The organism is Leptospiraceae bacterium (genome assembly GCA_025059995.1).
GTDB lineage: Bacteria > Spirochaetota > Leptospiria > Leptospirales > Leptonemataceae > SKYB61.
The window spans coordinates 174,927-193,263 of the sequence record JANXCF010000002.1; the positions used below are offsets into that span (position 1 = coordinate 174,927).

The following is an 18,337-nucleotide window of genomic DNA, read 5'->3' on the forward strand; positions in this document are numbered from 1 at the left end:
AGGGTAAAGATATGGCAAAAGAAAAGTTTGATCGTTCCAAACCGCATGTCAACGTAGGAACTATTGGGCACGTTGACCATGGGAAAACTACGTTAACATCCGCTATTACACATGTTTTAGCAAAATACAAAGGTGGAAGAAACAGACCCGTAAAATATGAAGAAATCGATAATGCACCCGAGGAGAAGGAACGAGGTATTACCATAGCAACTTCACATCAGGAGTATGAGACGGAGAAAAGACATTATGCACATGTGGATTGTCCAGGGCATGCCGACTATGTGAAGAACATGATTACTGGTGCGGCTCAAATGGATGCTGCCATCTTAGTGGTATCTGCAGTTGATGGACCTATGCCACAGACTCGAGAACACATTCTTTTAGCAAGACAAGTGGGGGTTCCATACATAGTAGTATTCATAAACAAAGTAGATGCTTTATCTCCAGATGAAAGAGAAGAAATGGTTGAGCTGGTAAAAGAAGAAGTAAAAGATCTGTTAGTAAAATATGGTTTTCCTGCAGATACTCCCATGATTGCAGGTTCAGCTCTAAAAGCCCTGGAAGGTGACAATTCAGAGATTGGTGAACAATCTATTTTAAAGCTCATGGATACAGTTGATGAGTACGTGCCATTGCCCAAAAGAGATATTGATAAGCCCTTCTTGATGCCGATTGAAGATGTATTCTCCATCACAGGTCGTGGAACTGTTGCAACGGGTAGAGTTGAAACAGGTAAACTAAACATTAACGATGAAGTTGAAATTGTGGGATTGCGTCCAACACAAAAGACAGTAGTGACAGGAATTGAAATGTTCAGAAAGCAATTAGATTTCGCTCAAGCTGGTGATAACATTGGAGCACTCCTTCGAGGTATTAAAAAAGAAGATATTGAGCGTGGACAAGTTCTAGCGAAACCAGGTACTATCACACCCCATAAAAAGTTCAAAGCAGAAGTGTATGTACTCAAAAAAGAAGAAGGTGGAAGGCACACACCTTTTAGAAACAACTACCGACCACAATTCTATTTCAGGACAACCGATGTAACCGGAACGATTATACTCCCTGATAACGTAGTCGTCATGCCTGGCGATAACGTCAATTTAACCGTAGAGCTGATAAGTCCCATAGCTATGGATGTAGGTCTTCGATTTGCGATACGTGAAGGGGGAAAAACCGTGGGTTCTGGGGTAGTTACTCAAATTATTGAATAACTCTAATTCAAAAGGGAATAGAATGGAGAGAAAAACTAAAAAGATTCGGATTAAGTTAAAATCTTTTGACCACAAATTGATTGATAAAGCTGCTATTGATATCGTGACTGCTGCAAAAAGGAATGGTGCCAAAGTATCTGGTCCCATTCCTCTTCCTACTGATATTGAAAGATTTACAGTATTACGTTCTGTCCATGTAAATAAGAAATCAAGAGAGCAATTTGAAATGAGAACACATAAACGTTTAATTGATATTTGGGAACCAAATGATCAAGTAATGGAAGCATTAGGAAAATTAAAACTTCCAGCCGGAGTGCAGGCAATAACTCTAAAAACTAAACAAAAATAGGAGATTTCTATGCCAAAAGGTTTGATTGCGAAAAAAATAGGTATGACCCGTATCTTTGATGAAGATCGAAATGAAGTTCCCGTAACGATATTAGAATGCGGACCTTGCTATGTGGCAGAAATACGAACAAAAGAGAAACATGGTTACGATGCGATTCAATTGGCATTCCAACCAACGAGAGAAAAACTATTAACAAGAGCTGAATTATTTCATTTAAAAAAATATGGTTTAGGACCGTTCAAAGTAATCAAAGAGTTTCGTGATTTCGGGTTAGAGGTTCAACCAGGCCAAGAAATCAAAGTAGATATTTTTTCAAAAGGTGAGGTAGTTAAAGTTCAAGGTATTTCAAAGGGGAAAGGATTTCAAGGTGTGATGAAGCGACATGGCTTTGGTGGTGGTAGAATGTCTCATGGTTCAAAATTCCATCGAGCACCAGGTTCCTTAGGTTCAAGTACGTTCCCTGCAGAGGTGGTAAAGGGGAAAAGAATGCCAGGACGTGCAGGTGGAAAAGCTGTAACTATTAGAAATTTAAAGATCATCGATGTTGATCCCGAAAACAATTTGCTAATTATAAAAGGTTCTGTTCCGGGTCCAAGAAAATCCATTTTAAAAGTAGAGGCACAAAAATGAATACAATGACTTTACCAAAAGAACGAAAAATAATTCTTTTAGATAAGAATGGGCAAAAGATAGGAGAAGAAAATCTTCTAGATGAGTTTCAAATTGATAATGAACATATTTCTTTACATTTGATTCATGAAGTATTAGAAATTGAACGTTGGAATCGGCGTCAAGGAACAAGGAAAACCAAAACGATCAGTGAAGTTTCAGGTGGGGGAAGAAAACCCTACCGACAAAAAGGAACAGGATATGCAAGACAAGGTTCTATTCGAGCTCCGCAATTTCGTGGTGGTGCAACTGTTTTTGGACCAAGACCACAAGACTTTTACAAAAAAGTAAACAAAAAAGTCAGAACTCTTGCACTAAAACAAGTCTTGAATTTGAAATCTTCAATTAAAGCTATTTACAAGATCGAAGGTTTCCCATTGAGTGGTTTTTCAACGAAAACTGTATATCAAGTTTTGAAAAGGGCTAATCTATTGCCTAATCATCAGGTAGCAATCATTCATAACAATGAACCATATTTATATCATTCGTCTCGAAATATTGAAAACGTAAATTTGATTGCAGGAAGTCGACCTACGATGCCAGAACTATTTTATAGCAATTTTTTGTTATTCACTAATGAAGGATTTCAAAATTTCTTATCTGTAATACGTTGAGAGAGGTAAATATGGATCCAAGTAAAGTATTGATTATGCCATACATCACAGAAAAAACAGAAATGTTGAAAAGCAATTCTAAAAAGGGACAAATCGTTGTTTTTAAAGTACATAAAAACGCAAATAAAACTTTGATTAAGCAAGCTATCTATGAACTCTATAAAGTCAAGGCATTAAAAGTAAATATCATAAACCAGCCATATAAGAAGACAAGGTTTCGAAATGTCATGACGAAAAAACCAGGTTTTAAAAAGGCAATTGTGTTACTTGAACCTGGTAAAGAAATTAAATTTGATTAAGCGAGGAGTATATGCCTATAAAAAAATTAAAGCCTTATACACCAACAACTCGTTATCAAACCTATTATGATTTTAGTGAGCTAGATGATGTTCCACCAAAAAAGTCTCTATTAGAAGTGCTTCATTATAAAGCCGGGCGAAATTCTCATGGTAGAATAACTGTTTATCATCGTGGCGGTCGACACAAAAGAAAATATCGTATTATAGACTTTAAGAGAGATAAATTTGATATTCCTGGAACAGTGGTTTCCATTGAGTATGATCCCAACCGATCAGCGAATATCGCTCTAATCAAGTATCCTGATGGAGAGTATCGGTATATTATAGCTCCTGATGGATTGAAAAAAGGAGAAACTGTTATCTCATCCAAAAAGAATAATGTTCCTATCAAAATAGGAAATGCAATGCCATTAGAAAAGATACCTCAAGGAACAAGTATACATAACGTAGAACTATATCCCGGGAAAGGAGGGCAACTTTGTAGAGCTGCAGGAACCTACGCTGTGTTGGCGGGTTTTGATGACAAATATGCCATTATACGACTACCATCCACAGAATTACGAAAAGTTCTAAAAACTTGTCTTGCAACCATAGGTGAGGTGGGGGCAAAGGATCATAATCTTGTAGTATATGGAAAAGCTGGTAGAAAGAGATGGGTTGGAATTCGACCCACTGTTCGAGGTGTGGCAATGAATCCGATTGATCACCCTCATGGTGGTGGTGAGGGTCGTAGTAAAGGAAATCACCCACAAACTCCTTGGGGAATACCAACACTTGGATATAAAACTCGAAAGAAACGAAAAAAATCGAATGCTTTGATTATTGAAAGAAGAAAAAGCAAAAAGAAAAAATAGTTAAGGAGATACTATGGCAAGGTCTGTAAAAAAAGGACCTTTTATCGACGATCACCTGTTAAAGAAAGTTCTGAAAGCGAGAGAAACCAATGACAGAAAGCCCATAAAAACATGGTCACGAAGATCTACAATTTTGCCAGAGATGATTGGATTAACTTTCTTGGTTCATAATGGTAGAAGATTTACACCAGTTTATGTCACTGAGCAAATGGTTGGTCACAAATTGGGTGAATTCTCTCCAACTAGAACCTACAAAGGACACACTTCATTAGATAAAAAAACTAAAAAACAAGGTAAGTAGGACATTGCTTATGGAAGCAAAAGCAATATCGAATTTCTTGATTATAAGTCCAAGAAAGTTAAGACTGGTTGCCAATGAAGTAAGAGGATATTACGTTGATGATGCTTTGAGTATCCTCAGGAATATGCCTAAAAAGGGAGCACGCTTTTTGGAAAAAACGATCTTGTCAGCAAAAGCAAATTATTTGTTTCTAAACCAAAAAGCAGACGAGAAAAAAATTTATATTAAGAAACTTTATGTTGATGCAGGTCCGATCTTGAAGCGTTATCGGCCAAGAGCTCGAGGACGAGCATTTCGAAGGTTAAAACGAACAAGTAAAATCACCGTAGTCGTAGCTGAATAAGAGGTAAATTATGGGACAAAAGGTAAATCCAATTGGATTACGATTGGGCATCAATAAAACATGGGATTCCTTGTGGTATGAGAAAGAAAATTATACAAAATACTTACAGCAGGATTTAATCATTAAAGACATCATCAAAAATTCTTATCCTCGTGGGACAATTGTAAGAATCCACATAAAAAGAATCATGGATAGGATTAATGTGACGATTGAGACTGTAAGACCAGGAACCATCATTGGTCAAAAAGGAAATAAAATTGAACAACTCAAACAGAAACTAAAATCCCTTCTCAAAAACGAGAACATCAATATAGCCATAAAAGAAAGAAGAAATCCGGAAACAATAGCTCAGATTATTGCAGATAATATTGCTGAGCAAATCGAAGATCGAATGCCTTATCGAAGAGCTATGAAGACTGCTATCCGCGCAGCGAGAAGAGTGAATGTTCAAGGAATTAAAGTTTCTGTATCAGGAAGACTAAATGGTGTTGATATGGCAAGGACGGAATTCTATATCGATGGAAGGGTTCCTCTGCAAACCTTGAGAGCAAATATAGATTATGCTGTAAGTGAGGCTTTTACTACTTATGGTGTCATTGGTGTTAAGGTATGGGTTTATTATGGAGATATTATTGAGCCCAAGAAAAACTTTAATCCTTTAGAAGTTGCGGAGACTTAGGAGATAAATTATGTTGAGTCCAAAAAAAGTAAAATATCGAAAAAGACAAAAAGGGCGTCTAAAAGGAAAGTCCACACGAGCAAATAAAGTTTCATTTGGTGAGTTTGGTCTAAAAGCCATCACAGCGGCAAGAATTACGGCACGACAGATTGAGGCAGCAAGAAGGGTGATATCGAGACATATCAAACGGGGAGGAAAACTTTGGATTAGAATATTTCCTGATTATCCCGTAACCAAAAAACCAGCTGAGACTAGGATGGGTTCAGGTAAAGGAAACCCTGAGTATTGGGTAGCAATCGTAAAACCAGGTCGAGTGATGTTTGAAATAAGTGGTATTCCAGAAGATGTCGTAAGAGAAGCTTTTCGTTTAGCAAGTCATAAATTGCCAGTAAAAACAACGATAGTCAAAAAAGAAATTATTTAGGAGTAGGCGGTGAAGAAAAAATCCAATTTCCATTCATTGACGGATGAAGAACTCCATAAACAGTTAAAACAAAAAAAAGAAGAATTATTAAAAATGAGGTTTTCTTTTGGAGTCTCGAAAGTAATGAAGAATCCAGCACAATATAGAAAAACCAAGAGGGATATTGCAAGGATACTCACCATACTCAGAAAAAGAGAATTACAGAAATCAAAAGCGTAAAAGGAGTGCATAGTATGGAGAATGTTCAAAAAAAAGAAAAAAAATTAAGAATTGTGGAAGGGGTAGTGGTATCTGACAAGATGAACAAAACCAGAGTTATTCTTGTGGAAAAAAGTATAATGCATCCTTTGTATAAAAAAGTAATCAAGAAATCCAAACGGATCAAAATTCATGATGAAAATAATGAAACAAAGGTGGGGGACGTAGTGCAAGCAATCGAAACACGTCCTTTATCTAAAGAAAAGCGACATGTATTGTTCAAAATCCTCAAAAAAGGAGAAGAGCAATGATCCAAGAACAAACAATTTTGAATGTTGCTGATAATACGGGTGCTAAAAAAGTGATGTGTATCAGAGTTTTAGGTAGCACGGGAAGAAAATACGCCACCGTGGGAGATATTATCGTAGTTTCTGTGAAACAAGCCCTACCTGAATATGGTTTACGGGACTCACGAGGTAAGAAGGTTCATAGTAAAGCAGTGCAAAGAGCGGTAATTCTTAGAACGAAAAAAGAAATCAAAAGACCTGATGGTTCCATTATCAAGTTTGATGACAATGCTTGTGCTTTGATAGATGAGAAATTAAATCCCAAAGGAACACGAATTTTCGGTCCTGTAGCGAGAGAATTGCGGGATAAGGACTTCAAAAAAATCATATCTTTAGCACCAGAGGTGGTTTAAGGAAATCCCTATGAAGTTAGATCGAAGAACGCTACAAAAAATTCAGAAAGAAGATCCAAAGCTTTATAATAAATTAAAACACAAAAAAACGAAGCTTAAAGTTAATGACGAAGTGATTGTGATTGCAGGAAAACACAAAGGGAAACGAGGAAAAATTTTATACATCGATCGTTTGAGACAAAGAGTGATCGTTCAAGGTATCAACAAAATCAAAAAATACGTTCGTCCCACTCAGGAAAATCCCAAGGGTGGAGTTATAGAGATTGAAGCTCCCATCCACATCTCGAATGTGATGTTTTATGACCCGAAGTTAAAAAGAGGTGTGCGAATAGGTTACAAATTTGATGAAGATCGAAAGGTTAGGGTTGCAAGAGGAAAAGGTGGAGGGAAAGAAATCGATTAGGAGGTTCGTATGCCAGTATTGAAAGATTTATATCGAAATGAAGTGATACCTAAACTGATGGAAAAATATAAATACAAAAGTATCATGCAGGTTCCAAAAATAGAGAAAGTAACATTGAATGTTGGGATTGGTAGTGCACCTTCAAATCCAAAGTTATTAGAAGCCGCAATGGAAGAATTAGCGATTATCACGGGACAACGACCAGTGAAAACAAAAGCTAAGAAATCCATAGCAGCATTCAAAATACGGCAGGGAATGAATATTGGTTGTATGGTTACGTTAAGACGAGATGTGATGTGGGAGTTTCTCTATAAATTGATTAAAGTAGCTCTACCTAGGGTGCGGGACTTTCGAGGTTTGAATCCAAAATCTTTCGATGGACGTGGAAACTACAACTTTTCTGTGAAAGAGCAAATTATCTTTCCAGAAATCAATATTGATAAGATTGAATCCTATCATGGAATGAATATCACCATAACAACCACAGCAAAAACAGATGATGAAGCCTTGTCATTATTAGAATTTCTTGGATTTCCATTCAGGAAAAATTGAAAGGAGTCAATATGGCAAGAAAGGCAATGATGGAGAAAGCAAAGCGAGAACCCAAGTTTAAAGTTAGAAAGAGAAACCGTTGTCCGTATTGTGGTAGACCAAGGGGATACCTTAGAAAATTTGGTATGTGCCGTATCTGTTTTAGAAAAAAAGCAGGATTTGGAGAAATTCCTGGAGTAATCAAAGCGTCTTGGTAAGAGGTGAAAAATGTCACTCATGGATCCCATAGCTGATATGATTACGAGAATTCGTAATGCTCAGATGTCAAAGCATGAAGAGGTAAAAGTTTCTCATTCCAGATTGAAAGAAGAAATACTAAAGATTTTAAAGCATGAGGGTTTTATCAGAGATTACGAAGTCATTGATCTGGGAAAAAACAAAAAAGAAGTTTTGATAAAATTAAAATATTACAATAACAAACCTGTGATAACTGCCATTGAGAGAATTTCGAAACCCGGTCGTAAAATCTACATAAAAGCAAGTGAAATTCAGCCAGTAATGAATAACAGAGGTATTGCTATATTATCTACATCCAAAGGAGTAATGATTAGTAGAAAAGCCAAAAAACTTGGTGTTGGTGGTGAGTATTTGATCAAAGTTTGGTGATGGAGGGAGTTTATGTCAAGGATTGGTGTTTTGCCAATATCTCTACCAAAAGGAGTCGAAGTAGTGGTAAAAGATGATGAGGTCTTAATAAAAGGACCTTTGGGACAAATCACACAAAAATTACCTGAGGGCGTTTCTGTTAAGGTTGAAAATCAACAAATCATTGTTCAACGCAAAAGTGATGAAAAACAACACAAAGCCAATCATGGATTGACAAGAGCTCTATTGAACAATCATGTCTTGGGAGTTACAAAGGGATGGACAAAAAGACTACAATTGGTAGGGGTAGGATATAGGGCAAACCTAAAAGGAAATACATTGGTTTTTACTCTTGGTTTTTCCCACGAAGTTCAATACGAATTACCCAAAGACGTAAAAGCTACAGTGGATCAGCAAGTAAAAATAGAGTTAACGGGAATAGACAAACAAAAAGTTGGGCAAGTTGCTGCAACAATAAGAGCTCTAAAACCACCTGAACCCTACAAGGGGAAAGGTATCAAATATGAAGATGAAGAAATTCGAAGAAAAGCGGGTAAAACTGGAAAAGGTAAGTAGATAACGAGGTGTCTATGAATCGCTTGGAACTCAAAAAGGTTCGATTAGAAAGAAGAAAAAAAAGAGTTAAATATGCAACTCAATCCAAAGATCCAGAAAGAAAAAGATTAATTATCATCAAAACCAATAGGTATTTATACGCACAAATTGTAGATAATACTACGGGGAAAACCCTTTTGAGTGTGGGGACTTTTTCCAAAGCTGTGGATATACCAGAAAATGAAAGTAAAAAAAATATAGAGGCAGCGAAGAAGTTAGGTCATTATATTGCTAAACTGGCGCTAGAACGAGGAATAACGAAAGTTTATTTGGATCGTCGAGGTAGAAAATATACGGGTAAAATCGCTGCCTTTGCTGATGCTGCAAGGGAAGCAGGTTTGCAATTTTAGGAGAAGTTTATGTTAATTAAAGATCAAAGAGAAGAATTGTATGAACGAGCAATAAAGGTCAATCGTGTAACCAAAGTCGTAAGGGGAGGTAGAAGATTCTCTTTTAATGCATTGGTTGTTGTAGGAAACAAAAAAGGGAAAGTAGGAATAGGATTTGGTAAAGCCAAAGAAGTTCCAGAAGCTATACGAAAAGCTATGGAAAGGGCAAAGAAAAATTTGATTGAAGTTGCCATTACCAAACGTCATACAATTCCCCATGATATTATCGGAGAATTCAAAGCAACCAAAGTTTGGTTAAAACCAGCATCACCAGGAACGGGTGTGATTGCGGGAGAGTCAGTGAAGGCTGTTTTAGAAATGGCGGGCTATCAAGATGTTTTGACAAAGGTTATAGGTTCAAAAAATTATTTAAATGTCGTCAAAGCAACGATGAAGGCTCTTCAGCAGTTGGAAACCCCTATCGAAACAGCAAAAAAAAGAGGGATTTCATTAAAACAACTATTTGGTGAATTGGATTAATCAAAGGAGTAAAAAAATGTCGATTTTGAAGCTCCAAGATGAGGGAGTAAAAAAAATACGGGTTACTTTAAAAAAAAGTCTTATCGGAAAGATCCCCAAACACCGAGCCACCTTAAAAGCACTTGGATTAAAAAAGATTGGAAGAAGTAGAGAAATTGATATGTCAAATAAAGCATTAGTAGGAATGGTGAAAGAAGTTGAGTATATGTTAAACATCGAGGTGATAGAATGAAAAACCAAGAGAAAGAAATTCTAAAAATTTCATCTTTAAAGCCAAGTAGAACCAAAAAGAAAGAAAAAAGAGATATTCCTATCTTTTTGCTACAACCATTCCCAGGTAGCAGAAAAAAGAAAAAACGCGTTGGTCGAGGAGAAGGTTCAGGGCACGGAAAAACATCGGGGCGAGGACAAAAAGGACAAAAAGCAAGGACAGGTTATTCCAAAAAGATAGGTTTCGAAGGTGGGCAAATGCCCCTTTACAAACGTATCCCCAAAAGAGGGTTTCATAATCCCTTCAAAATAGAATACCAAGTAGTGAATTTAGAAAAAATAGATAAAATCCAAACTCAAGGTGAAATCACAATCGAAACACTATATGAAAATGGTTTGATTAGAAAAAAGAATCAACCTGTTAAAATCTTGGGGATGGGAGAAATTTCAAAACCTCTAACGATTAAAGCTAATGCGGCTTCTAAGAGCGCAATCCAAAAAGTAGAATCAAAAGGTGGCAAAATCGAAATCATTCAATTTTAAATTATGAATATCCTGCTAAATATTTTTAGAATTGACGATTTGCGAAAAAAAATCCTATTTACGTTAGGACTTTTGGTAATCTATCGCTTTGGTTCGTTTATTACTATTCCGGGTGTTGACCCAATTGCTGTTGCGAATGCAAAACCTCGAGGACAAAGTATATTAGACATCGTAGATATTTTCTCAGGAGGTGCTCTCTTTAAACTCTCGATTTTTTCTTTAGGTATCATGCCGTATATTTCTGCTTCTATTATTATGAGTCTTTTGACGATCGTGATTCCATATTTGGCGCAACTCCAACGAGAAGGAGAATACGGGAGAAGAAAGATCAATCAATTTACACGTTTGGGAACGGTTTTGCTTTGCGCTATCCAATCACTTTTTATTCTACTTTGGGCGGTAGAACAAACCAGTAGGGATGGAATGCCATTAGTTTCTGAGACAATGCCTAGAGCTCTTTTTTATATTACAGGTATCATCACCATTACGACGGGGACCTTGATTCTCATGTGGATGGGAGAACAAATCACTGAGCGTGGATTAGGTAATGGAGCTTCTTTAATTATATTTGCTGGAATCATTGCAAGATTACCAACTAACATCATAAAAATGATTCAGGATCCGACCATTAAGTTTTTCGATATTTTTGTTTTGATTCTTCTTTTTATCGTTTTGATTGCTTTTACAGTAATACTTTCTCAGGGTGTGAGAAAAATCCCATTACAGTATGGGAAACGAATTGTGGGAAGAAGATTAGTTCAGGCTCAAAGTCAAAGTTTACAATTTAAATTAAATTCTGCAAACGTGATGCCTATTATCTTTGCATCGTCATTACTTTTATTCCCACAAACCATTTTTGGGATGTTAGGTTCACAGGCTCAATCTTGGATTGGATGGCAAATCCTACAAGAATGGTTGAATCCGTTTGCTCCCTCTTTTTGGCAACAACTTCCGTATTATATATTGTATTCAGGCTTGATCATTTTCTTTGCATATTTTTACACTGCTGTATATATCAACCCTCAAGAACTATCAGAAAATTTAAAAAAATACGGAGGATACATTCCTGGAGTAAGACCAGGTGTTCAAACAAAAGAATACTTAGAAAAAGTATTAAATCGTATCATTTTACCGGGGGCTATTTTTCTTTCAGGGCTTGCTATAGCTCCTTACCTTATAATTAACATGATGGATTTAAAGGCAAATCAAAACATACAGGGATTAGCTTATACCTTTGGTGGAACTTCTTTACTTATCATGGTGGGAGTAGCCCTTGACACCTTAAAGCAATTAGAAGCTCAGCTTATTATGAGAAATTATCAAGGATTTATGAAAAAAGGAAAACTAAAGGGAAGAACATGAAAATCATTGTTTTTATGGGACCACCTGGTGCTGGAAAAGGAACTCAAGCTAAAATCATTTGTCAACAATTACAAATACCCCAAATTTCAACCGGTGATATTTTAAGAAAAGCCATACAAGATCAAACGGAATTGGGGATGCAAGCCAAATCCTATATGGACAAAGGAGAACTCGTTCCTGACTCTGTTGTCGTTGGAATTGTTGAAGAACGTATAAAACAAGATGATTGTAAAAATGGATTTCTTTTGGATGGATTTCCAAGAACTATCAATCAAGCCATCGAATTGGAAAAGATGTTAGAAAAGCTTGAGAAAAAAATCAATGTAGTAATTAATATTGACGTTCCTGAAGAAGAACTAGTTAAAAGACTTTTAAATCGTGCGAAAATCGAGAATCGGTCCGATGACACAGAACCAGTAATTCGAAATCGGATGAGGACCTATTTTCAACAAACCTATCCGTTAATTGAATTTTATCAGAAAAAGGGGTTGCTTGTCAACATAGACGGCATGGGAACCATTGAAGAGATCACGGAAAGAATCATTACCAACATCAAAAACTGAATGACAAAAATAAAAATTAAAAAATCTTGGCTTTTTAGGTATGTCAAAAGAAGAGCCCATAGTAGTTGAAGGAAAAGTGATTGAAAATTTGCCAAATGCCATGTTTCGAGTTGAATTGGATAATGGTCATAAAGTATTAGCTCACATTTCAGGAAAAATGAGAATGCATTACATACGAATTTTGCCTGGTGATAGAGTACGAGTGGAATTATCACCCTATGATTTGACAAGAGGACGTATCACATATAGAATCCAATAGAGAATTTGAGGTAAAATATGAAAGTTAGAGCTTCAGTGAAGAAAATTTGCAGTGATTGTAAAATCATTCGAAGAAAAGGAGTGGTTCGAGTAATTTGTAAAAACCCAAAGCATAAGCAAAGGCAGGGGTAAAATAAAAAAGGAGAAAAAGGATGGCAAGGATAGCTGGGGTTGATTTACCAAAAGAAAAAAGAGTGGAAATAGGTTTGACATACATTTACGGGATAGGAAGAACACGTTCACAAATAATTTTAGACTCACTCAAAATCAATCGAGACAAAAAAGTAAAAGATTTAACTGATCAAGAAATTGCTGCTATCAAAGATTTCATTGAGAAAAATTATCGTGTTGAAGGTGATTTGAGAACAGAAGTAAGTTTAAACATCAAAAGGTTAATGGAAATTGGATGTTACCGAGGACTGCGTCATCGTATGGGACTTCCTGTTCGAGGACAAAGGACAAGAACAAATGCCAGAACAAGAAAAGGTGCGAGAAAAACCGTGCCTAATAAGAAAAAATAAAGCAAGAGGAGAAAAGAATGGCATCGAAGAAAAAAGAAAAACGAAATGTTCCAAGTGGAAGGATTTATATCAATGCTACATATAATAATACGATTGTAACCGTTACAGACGAACAAGGGAATGTGATTTGTTGGGCAAGTGCAGGACAATCCTTTAAAGGAACGAGGAAGTCAACTCCTTTTGCTGCACAAGTAACAGCAAAAGAAGCAATGCAAAAAGCAAAGGAATTCGGTTTTCGTGAAGCAGATATTCTTGTGAAAGGTCCAGGCTTGGGAAGAGAATCAGCCATCAAAGCCATAGCAAATGAAGGAATCAAAATACGAATGATCAAGGACATAACTCCTATTCCTCATAATGGATGTAGACCTCCTAAAAAAAGACGAGTTTAAAACAACTTACATTACCTTGAGGAATACATTATGAGATTTTTGATCCGACCACTAAAAAAACCTAAATCTATACAATACGAGACTATAGAAAATCAACCCAATTATGGTAAGTTTGTCATAGAACCTTTTGAACGGGGTTTTGCGGTAACAATAGGAAATGCTTTGAGAAGAACCTTGCTATCATCAATAGAAGGGAGTGCTATAACGGCTGTGAAGATTCAGGGTGTTGAACATGAATTTAGCACCATTCCAGGAGTACTTGAAGATGTCACGAGAATCATACTCAATTTAAAAAGAGTTCGATTGATTTACGATACAGAAAAAAAAGATGAAGCTAAAATTCTTCATATAGAAAAACATGGCGCTGGAGTACTAACAGCAGGAGATTTAGCGGTAGACTCAGCCATACAAATATTGAATCCTGATTTAGTAATAGCTACTCTAAACGAAGATGCAGATTTAATTATGGATATACAGGTTGAGCGTGGAAGAGGATATGTTCCTGCGGAATTGATAAAAAAAAATTCAGAGGTAATTGGCACTATAGCCGTTGATGCATTATTTTCACCAATACAAAAAGTAAATTTCACTGTAGAAGAAACAAGAAAAGACTCAAGAAGTGATTTAGAGAGATTAATATTAGAAATTTGGACCGATTCTTCTATCAAACCAAAAGATGCATTAAGTCAAGCAGCTAAAATTCTACGAGATAATTTAGCTGTCTTTGTTAATTTACAAGATGTTCAAGAAGATGAAGAAGAAGCTGAACATCCAGCTATTGAAGAGTCGTTGAAGAATAACTTAGAAAAACATGTGGAAGAATTAGAATTCTCAGTAAGAACGTTGTCTTTGTTAAAGTCTCTAGAAATTGAATTTGTTATCGACTTAGTAAAAAGGATGGAAGATGAATTTCAAAAATCAAAGCATTACTCAAAAGAATGTATAGAAGAAATTAAGGAAAAATTATCAGCTCTTAATTTAGAATTGGGAATGAAAGATATACCTTACATAAGGGAAACCTAAAACTGAGGTATTTCTATGAAAAAAGGAAAAAAAATAAAAAAGCTAAATCGTGTTACTTCTCATCGAAAAGCCATGTTAAAGAACATGGCAGTGAGTTTACTCGATCATGAGCAAATCATCACATCAAGGGCAAAAGCAAAAGCCCTTCGCCCCTTTGTAGAAAAATTGATCACAAAGGCAAAATACAATCTAAACGAAAATCTACCACCAGAAAGAAAATTGCATAACAAAAGATATGTAATGAGATTTATCAAAAATAGAAAAATTGTAGTAAAGCTATTTGATGATATCGCCAAACGTTTCGAAAATCGGAACGGAGGTTATGTAAGAATCATTCACTTACCAGAAAGGAATAGTGATAGCGCTCAGTTATCAATCGTAGAATTAGTAGAAAAACGAAAAACTAAAAGAATTCCAAGAAGAGAACTAATCAAACAACAAAAACTACAAGAGGAAAAAGAACGAGACTTACTAACAAGAAAAAAAGATAAAAAAGAGAAAGAAACAACTGATGTAACACAGGTCAAAAAGAAACAAGAAAAATGGTATCATAAATTCAAATTCGGTTTTGGAAAGAAAAAAGAAGAAAAATCAGAAGAAAAAAAAGAAAAGGACAAAAATGACCAAGAACAAAAAGAAGAATAAATTATCATTTCTTGAATTTTAAGAGATTTTCATATAACGCGATACCTTCATAAGCTTCTGCAAAGTTTGATTTTTCGTTTTTATAGATTGATAAATAAAAATCTATCCAAGGGTTGTTCTTCTTCAAGTTTATCTTTAATTCTTGAAGTTCGAAAAATTTTCTGTATCGTTTAGAAGGTGCTAAACGAAAAACACGAAGTCCATCGTTTCCAATTTGAATTCGTCCTTTTTCAAATTCTAAACGTAAAGAGAATTCAAAATATTTTTTTTTGCTCCCTGATTCGATCGTTACAATGATATCGTTTTTTTTTAAAACATGAAACGAAAGAATTTCTAATGAATTTTTGGTTTCCCAATAACTATAAAGAATTTCAGGAAAACCTACATACCAAAGAATGAGATCAATCAAGTGAATCCCGTCTTCTAATAAGGGATCGTGAAATATACTTTTTGCGAAAACTTTTCCTTCTAAAGAAAGGAACTCGCCAAAGGTTTTTCTATCTATGATTTCTTTTACTTTACGATAATAGTTGTGATATCTTCTTTCGAAATTGATATAAATTTGAATCTCTTGAGTTTGATATAGCTTTTTGATTTCTTCGATTTCTCGAGTGGAATAGGCTATGGGTTTTTCAACCATGAATTTAGTTTTGCCTTTTTTTAAAAAGAATGTTAAGATTTCTTTATGGCTTTTGGGTCCAGTTGTAATAACAATCAGGTCTGCCTCCTTGTAGGGTAAATTTTGATATGATGTAGTAGTGTAGATTTTGTTATCACCCCACCAGTCTAAGAATTTCTGAATTTTCTCTGGATTTCTATCACAAACAGCAATCAAATCAAAATGAGTATCCAGAGCTTTTATCGTGCCAGCATGAGTACATGGATGATAACGCCGATCATCATGTTCCAACTGCCATCCAATCCTACCTAAACCAATTAGAATTGTTTTTTGTTTCACAGATGGTTAGAAGAATAAAACCTTAATACCAATGAAAATCTGTAAAATACTCAAGGAAAGTTTTAAGTTTTTGTCAGAAATAAATGACTTCAAATTAGCGCCCATTGCACCACCAAGTATGGACCCTATGAGGGAAGGTATCACAAAAGGTAAATAATAATAACCTATCGAAGGTTGAGGCATTTCTATGCGTTTTTGAAAGAAAAAAAGAATCGAACTAAACAAAGACATAATGGTCATAACGAAAGTCGAAGTCGCTATCGACATTTCGAAGCTTTCATTTTTTCGAAAATAAGAAAAGAGAGGTATCATAATAACGCCTCCACCAGTTCCTGTAAGGGTCGAAAGAATAGAAGTCAAAAATCCAAAAAAAGTAAGTAATATATATTGTGCCTTTGGCAGGTTCTTTTGGTTTTTAATGGACTCACGCTTTTTTGATAATAAAGTTTCAATCAATGTTTTTATTCCTACCAACAAAACAAACATACCAAAAATCAATTTTATTTGTTCTGTATCCAATTTGTTTGTCAATACGACACCAACAACAACACCAGGAAGACCACCAAAAAGAAAAAATAAAGAAATGTCTTTAAAAATAAGTTTTTTTCTATAGTTAACAAGGCTTGCAGAAAAGGAAAGTAAAAAAGCAGTCAGTAGAGAAGTAGCGATAGCAATGTGACCAATAATACTATCTGGTAAAGAATGGATTTTCCCCAGATATAATATCATCGGAACGGTAAAAATCCCGCCTCCTATACCTAAACTTGAAGAAATAATTGCTATTATAAAACTAAAAAAAAATATTCCTACAAACTCGAGGGTGTTAAATATGAACATAATGTTACAGGAAAGGGAAATCAAAGAACATGTAAAGGAAGTTTTAAGAAAATATTATCAATCCCTCACAACAAAAAAAAATCAAAGAGGAAAACTTCTAATAGATGAAGAAATGATTTATAATGCAATAAGGGAGCCGTCAAGAGGTGATGTTAAGATTGTGGTTTTAGTGGATAAATCATATCACGTTTTTATAGAAAGCAAAAGACATGCGAAAAGTTATTTTTGTGTGATGAATGATACAGAAGCGTATCAGTATACAGACAGAAGACCTTATGATTATTTTGTTTCCTCACCTGATCCCAATCAAAATTATAACTTATATATAGCTTCTGTTTTTGACCTAAACATGTTAGATAATGCCAAAGAAAAAGTAAACAAACTTAGTTTCTATTCAATGATATTGGGAATCCTAAAACCAGTTGGTCAAGATACACAATACAACGATAAATCACAGGGAGAAAAAAGAGAAAATATAGAATTAGCTGAAGGTGACCTAAAATGGCAACACTATAGAAAGCTCAGTGATCTTGATCCAAAGAAAAAAGAATTAGAAGAATACTTTTTTGGTTTTCGATTGAAGTTCAGAAGATACAAACAACCTGAGGAAGAAAGAAAAATCATCATACTGCCGACAAAAATCAAAGAAATGGTAGGTATGATAGCAAGAGATATTTATCCATTGAACTTAAGAAATGTTTTAAGAAAAGATTTTCAAAAAGATCATGAAAGTTTAGTTCGTTATACCATTCAAGTATTGAGTAATTTGAATGATCTAGTAAACGAAAAAAGAAAAAATGTAAAGCAAAGCAATGAATACATAAAATATTTAGATGAGTTGGAAAAAGAAATTAATTATCAAATAAGCTTATTAGAATAAACGGTATATATACCAATGATTTTGTTCTTTTATTTCTTTTATAAAGTAAGGGTTGTTAAAACGATATGATTCATGAGGCATATCAAGAAGGTGGATTTTTAATTCCATCTCTGTTTCAGAGATAAGGTAAAAATCAGCTTTTATTTGGTGAGTTTTCTTCAATAAATCAAGCAATGAAGTTTGATTTTCATCATTGGTGATTTTTCTTAAATTTTGAGTGTTGCAATAATACGAAAAAAGAAAACTATTTTTATCCGTGATTTCTTTGATGAAATCTTCTTTACTTTTCCAAGATTTTAGGTCAATAAAAATCCCTTTTCTTTCGGATACATACGGAAAAATGGGAGTAAAATCCTGATTATCAACAGACATAAACATTAACTTTAAAAGAGAAAATACATGCTCTGTTTCTTTTTGATCGAAAGTTTTTATTGTGATAGGGATGATATCACCCATCACGAGTTTTTCTGAAATTGACTTATG

At 35.0% G+C, this 18,337-nt stretch carries 34 protein-coding genes; 31 read left to right on the forward strand and 3 right to left on the reverse strand.

The features are described from left to right. Nucleotides 1-11 precede the first annotated feature (11 nt). The 30 genes from tuf (at nt 12) to rplQ (ending at nt 15,179) form a co-directional block, all read left to right on the forward strand. Nucleotides 12-1,211 (forward strand): elongation factor Tu, encoded by a 1,200-nt coding sequence (gene tuf / locus NZ853_03145; protein MCS7204669.1) that lies wholly within the window; start codon nt 12-14, stop codon nt 1,209-1,211. Between the two features lie 22 nt (nt 1,212-1,233). Continuing rightward, complete coding sequence (gene rpsJ / locus NZ853_03150; GenBank protein MCS7204670.1) at nt 1,234-1,560, forward strand: 30S ribosomal protein S10; 327 nt, start codon at nt 1,234-1,236, stop codon at nt 1,558-1,560. Nucleotides 1,561-1,569: 9 nt separating this feature from the next. Beyond that, nucleotides 1,570-2,190, forward strand: coding sequence for a 50S ribosomal protein L3 (gene rplC / locus NZ853_03155; protein ID MCS7204671.1), 621 nt, complete (start codon nt 1,570-1,572; stop codon nt 2,188-2,190). Then, nucleotides 2,187-2,843, forward strand: coding sequence for a 50S ribosomal protein L4 (gene rplD, locus NZ853_03160; GenBank protein MCS7204672.1), 657 nt, complete (start codon nt 2,187-2,189; stop codon nt 2,841-2,843). Before rplC ends, rplD begins: the two co-directional genes overlap by 4 nt. 11 nt (nt 2,844-2,854) lie before the next feature. Next, nucleotides 2,855-3,142, forward strand: a complete 288-nt coding sequence (locus tag NZ853_03165) for a 50S ribosomal protein L23 (protein ID MCS7204673.1) — start codon at nt 2,855-2,857, stop codon at nt 3,140-3,142. Nucleotides 3,143-3,153: 11 nt separating this feature from the next. Then, nucleotides 3,154-3,996, forward strand: a complete 843-nt coding sequence (gene rplB, locus NZ853_03170) for a 50S ribosomal protein L2 (protein MCS7204674.1) — start codon at nt 3,154-3,156, stop codon at nt 3,994-3,996. Between the two features lie 13 nt (nt 3,997-4,009). After that, the gene (rpsS, locus tag NZ853_03175; GenBank protein ID MCS7204675.1) at nt 4,010-4,297 is read left to right on the forward strand and encodes a 30S ribosomal protein S19; all 288 of its coding nucleotides are present in this window, start codon (nt 4,010-4,012) and stop codon (nt 4,295-4,297) included. Between the two features lie 10 nt (nt 4,298-4,307). Continuing rightward, nucleotides 4,308-4,640, forward strand: coding sequence for a 50S ribosomal protein L22 (rplV, locus tag NZ853_03180; GenBank protein MCS7204676.1), 333 nt, complete (start codon nt 4,308-4,310; stop codon nt 4,638-4,640). 10 nt (nt 4,641-4,650) lie between these two features. Continuing rightward, on the forward strand, nt 4,651-5,319 hold the full coding sequence (gene rpsC / locus NZ853_03185; GenBank protein ID MCS7204677.1) for a 30S ribosomal protein S3: 669 nt from the start codon (nt 4,651-4,653) through the stop codon (nt 5,317-5,319). A 10-nt stretch (nt 5,320-5,329) separates the two neighbouring features. Further along, entirely contained in the window at nt 5,330-5,743 is a 414-nt protein-coding gene (rplP, locus tag NZ853_03190; protein ID MCS7204678.1) for a 50S ribosomal protein L16, read from the forward strand. A gap of 9 nt (nt 5,744-5,752) precedes the next feature. Next, nucleotides 5,753-5,962 (forward strand): 50S ribosomal protein L29, encoded by a 210-nt coding sequence (rpmC, locus tag NZ853_03195; protein MCS7204679.1) that lies wholly within the window; start codon nt 5,753-5,755, stop codon nt 5,960-5,962. 14 nt (nt 5,963-5,976) lie between these two features. Then, the gene (gene rpsQ, locus NZ853_03200) at nt 5,977-6,252 is read left to right on the forward strand and encodes a 30S ribosomal protein S17 (protein ID MCS7204680.1); all 276 of its coding nucleotides are present in this window, start codon (nt 5,977-5,979) and stop codon (nt 6,250-6,252) included. Then, complete coding sequence (gene rplN / locus NZ853_03205) at nt 6,249-6,641, forward strand: 50S ribosomal protein L14 (GenBank protein ID MCS7204681.1); 393 nt, start codon at nt 6,249-6,251, stop codon at nt 6,639-6,641. The genes rpsQ and rplN overlap by 4 nt, the downstream gene beginning before the upstream one ends. A gap of 10 nt (nt 6,642-6,651) precedes the next feature. Continuing rightward, nucleotides 6,652-7,044 (forward strand): 50S ribosomal protein L24, encoded by a 393-nt coding sequence (rplX, locus tag NZ853_03210; GenBank protein ID MCS7204682.1) that lies wholly within the window; start codon nt 6,652-6,654, stop codon nt 7,042-7,044. Nucleotides 7,045-7,053: 9 nt separating this feature from the next. Further along, nucleotides 7,054-7,596, forward strand: coding sequence for a 50S ribosomal protein L5 (gene rplE, locus NZ853_03215; GenBank protein MCS7204683.1), 543 nt, complete (start codon nt 7,054-7,056; stop codon nt 7,594-7,596). An 11-nt stretch (nt 7,597-7,607) separates the two neighbouring features. Further along, nucleotides 7,608-7,793 (forward strand): type Z 30S ribosomal protein S14, encoded by a 186-nt coding sequence (locus tag NZ853_03220; protein ID MCS7204684.1) that lies wholly within the window; start codon nt 7,608-7,610, stop codon nt 7,791-7,793. A 10-nt stretch (nt 7,794-7,803) separates the two neighbouring features. Then, entirely contained in the window at nt 7,804-8,202 is a 399-nt protein-coding gene (rpsH, locus tag NZ853_03225) for a 30S ribosomal protein S8 (protein MCS7204685.1), read from the forward strand. Between the two features lie 12 nt (nt 8,203-8,214). Beyond that, nucleotides 8,215-8,757, forward strand: a complete 543-nt coding sequence (gene rplF / locus NZ853_03230) for a 50S ribosomal protein L6 (protein MCS7204686.1) — start codon at nt 8,215-8,217, stop codon at nt 8,755-8,757. Between the two features lie 14 nt (nt 8,758-8,771). Then, nucleotides 8,772-9,146: a 50S ribosomal protein L18 gene (rplR, locus tag NZ853_03235; GenBank protein MCS7204687.1), complete on the forward strand. Its 375-nt coding sequence runs from the start codon at nt 8,772-8,774 to the stop codon at nt 9,144-9,146. 9 nt (nt 9,147-9,155) lie between these two features. After that, nucleotides 9,156-9,665, forward strand: coding sequence for a 30S ribosomal protein S5 (gene rpsE / locus NZ853_03240; GenBank protein MCS7204688.1), 510 nt, complete (start codon nt 9,156-9,158; stop codon nt 9,663-9,665). A 16-nt stretch (nt 9,666-9,681) separates the two neighbouring features. Continuing rightward, on the forward strand, nt 9,682-9,897 hold the full coding sequence (gene rpmD / locus NZ853_03245; GenBank protein MCS7204689.1) for a 50S ribosomal protein L30: 216 nt from the start codon (nt 9,682-9,684) through the stop codon (nt 9,895-9,897). Nucleotides 9,898-9,971: 74 nt separating this feature from the next. Then, nucleotides 9,972-10,418, forward strand: a complete 447-nt coding sequence (gene rplO / locus NZ853_03250; GenBank protein ID MCS7204690.1) for a 50S ribosomal protein L15 — start codon at nt 9,972-9,974, stop codon at nt 10,416-10,418. Nucleotides 10,419-10,421: 3 nt separating this feature from the next. After that, complete coding sequence (gene secY / locus NZ853_03255) at nt 10,422-11,780, forward strand: preprotein translocase subunit SecY (protein MCS7204691.1); 1,359 nt, start codon at nt 10,422-10,424, stop codon at nt 11,778-11,780. Next, nucleotides 11,777-12,343 (forward strand): adenylate kinase, encoded by a 567-nt coding sequence (locus NZ853_03260; protein ID MCS7204692.1) that lies wholly within the window; start codon nt 11,777-11,779, stop codon nt 12,341-12,343. The genes secY and NZ853_03260 overlap by 4 nt, the downstream gene beginning before the upstream one ends. Before the next feature lie 40 nt (nt 12,344-12,383). Then, nucleotides 12,384-12,602, forward strand: a complete 219-nt coding sequence (gene infA, locus NZ853_03265) for a translation initiation factor IF-1 (GenBank protein ID MCS7204693.1) — start codon at nt 12,384-12,386, stop codon at nt 12,600-12,602. Between the two features lie 17 nt (nt 12,603-12,619). After that, nucleotides 12,620-12,733 carry a 50S ribosomal protein L36 gene (rpmJ, locus tag NZ853_03270; protein MCS7204694.1) on the forward strand — a complete coding sequence of 38 codons (114 nt, stop codon included), beginning with the start codon at nt 12,620-12,622 and terminating at the stop codon, nt 12,731-12,733. A 20-nt stretch (nt 12,734-12,753) separates the two neighbouring features. Next, entirely contained in the window at nt 12,754-13,122 is a 369-nt protein-coding gene (gene rpsM, locus NZ853_03275) for a 30S ribosomal protein S13 (protein ID MCS7204695.1), read from the forward strand. Nucleotides 13,123-13,139: 17 nt separating this feature from the next. After that, on the forward strand, nt 13,140-13,511 hold the full coding sequence (rpsK, locus tag NZ853_03280; protein ID MCS7204696.1) for a 30S ribosomal protein S11: 372 nt from the start codon (nt 13,140-13,142) through the stop codon (nt 13,509-13,511). A gap of 30 nt (nt 13,512-13,541) precedes the next feature. Further along, nucleotides 13,542-14,534: a DNA-directed RNA polymerase subunit alpha gene (locus tag NZ853_03285; GenBank protein MCS7204697.1), complete on the forward strand. Its 993-nt coding sequence runs from the start codon at nt 13,542-13,544 to the stop codon at nt 14,532-14,534. A gap of 15 nt (nt 14,535-14,549) precedes the next feature. Next, nucleotides 14,550-15,179, forward strand: a complete 630-nt coding sequence (gene rplQ, locus NZ853_03290) for a 50S ribosomal protein L17 (GenBank protein MCS7204698.1) — start codon at nt 14,550-14,552, stop codon at nt 15,177-15,179. Nucleotides 15,180-15,183: 4 nt separating this feature from the next. Here rplQ and NZ853_03295 read toward each other — a convergent pair whose 3' ends face one another. Both NZ853_03295 and NZ853_03300 read right to left on the reverse strand, forming a co-directional pair. Continuing rightward, nucleotides 15,184-16,137: a Gfo/Idh/MocA family oxidoreductase gene (locus NZ853_03295; protein MCS7204699.1), complete on the reverse strand. Its 954-nt coding sequence runs from the start codon at nt 16,135-16,137 to the stop codon at nt 15,184-15,186. Nucleotides 16,138-16,143: 6 nt separating this feature from the next. Next, entirely contained in the window at nt 16,144-16,974 is an 831-nt protein-coding gene (locus NZ853_03300) for a sulfite exporter TauE/SafE family protein (protein ID MCS7204700.1), read from the reverse strand. Here NZ853_03300 and NZ853_03305 point away from each other — a divergent pair. Beyond that, nucleotides 16,967-17,854, forward strand: a complete 888-nt coding sequence (locus tag NZ853_03305; protein MCS7204701.1) for a hypothetical protein — start codon at nt 16,967-16,969, stop codon at nt 17,852-17,854. The two genes, NZ853_03300 and NZ853_03305, sit on opposite strands and share 8 nt — an antisense overlap. Here the strand turns inward: NZ853_03305 and NZ853_03310 are convergent. After that, nucleotides 17,846-18,310 carry a hypothetical protein gene (locus NZ853_03310; GenBank protein ID MCS7204702.1) on the reverse strand — a complete coding sequence of 155 codons (465 nt, stop codon included), beginning with the start codon at nt 18,308-18,310 and terminating at the stop codon, nt 17,846-17,848. The two genes, NZ853_03305 and NZ853_03310, sit on opposite strands and share 9 nt — an antisense overlap. Nucleotides 18,311-18,337 lie beyond the last annotated feature (27 nt).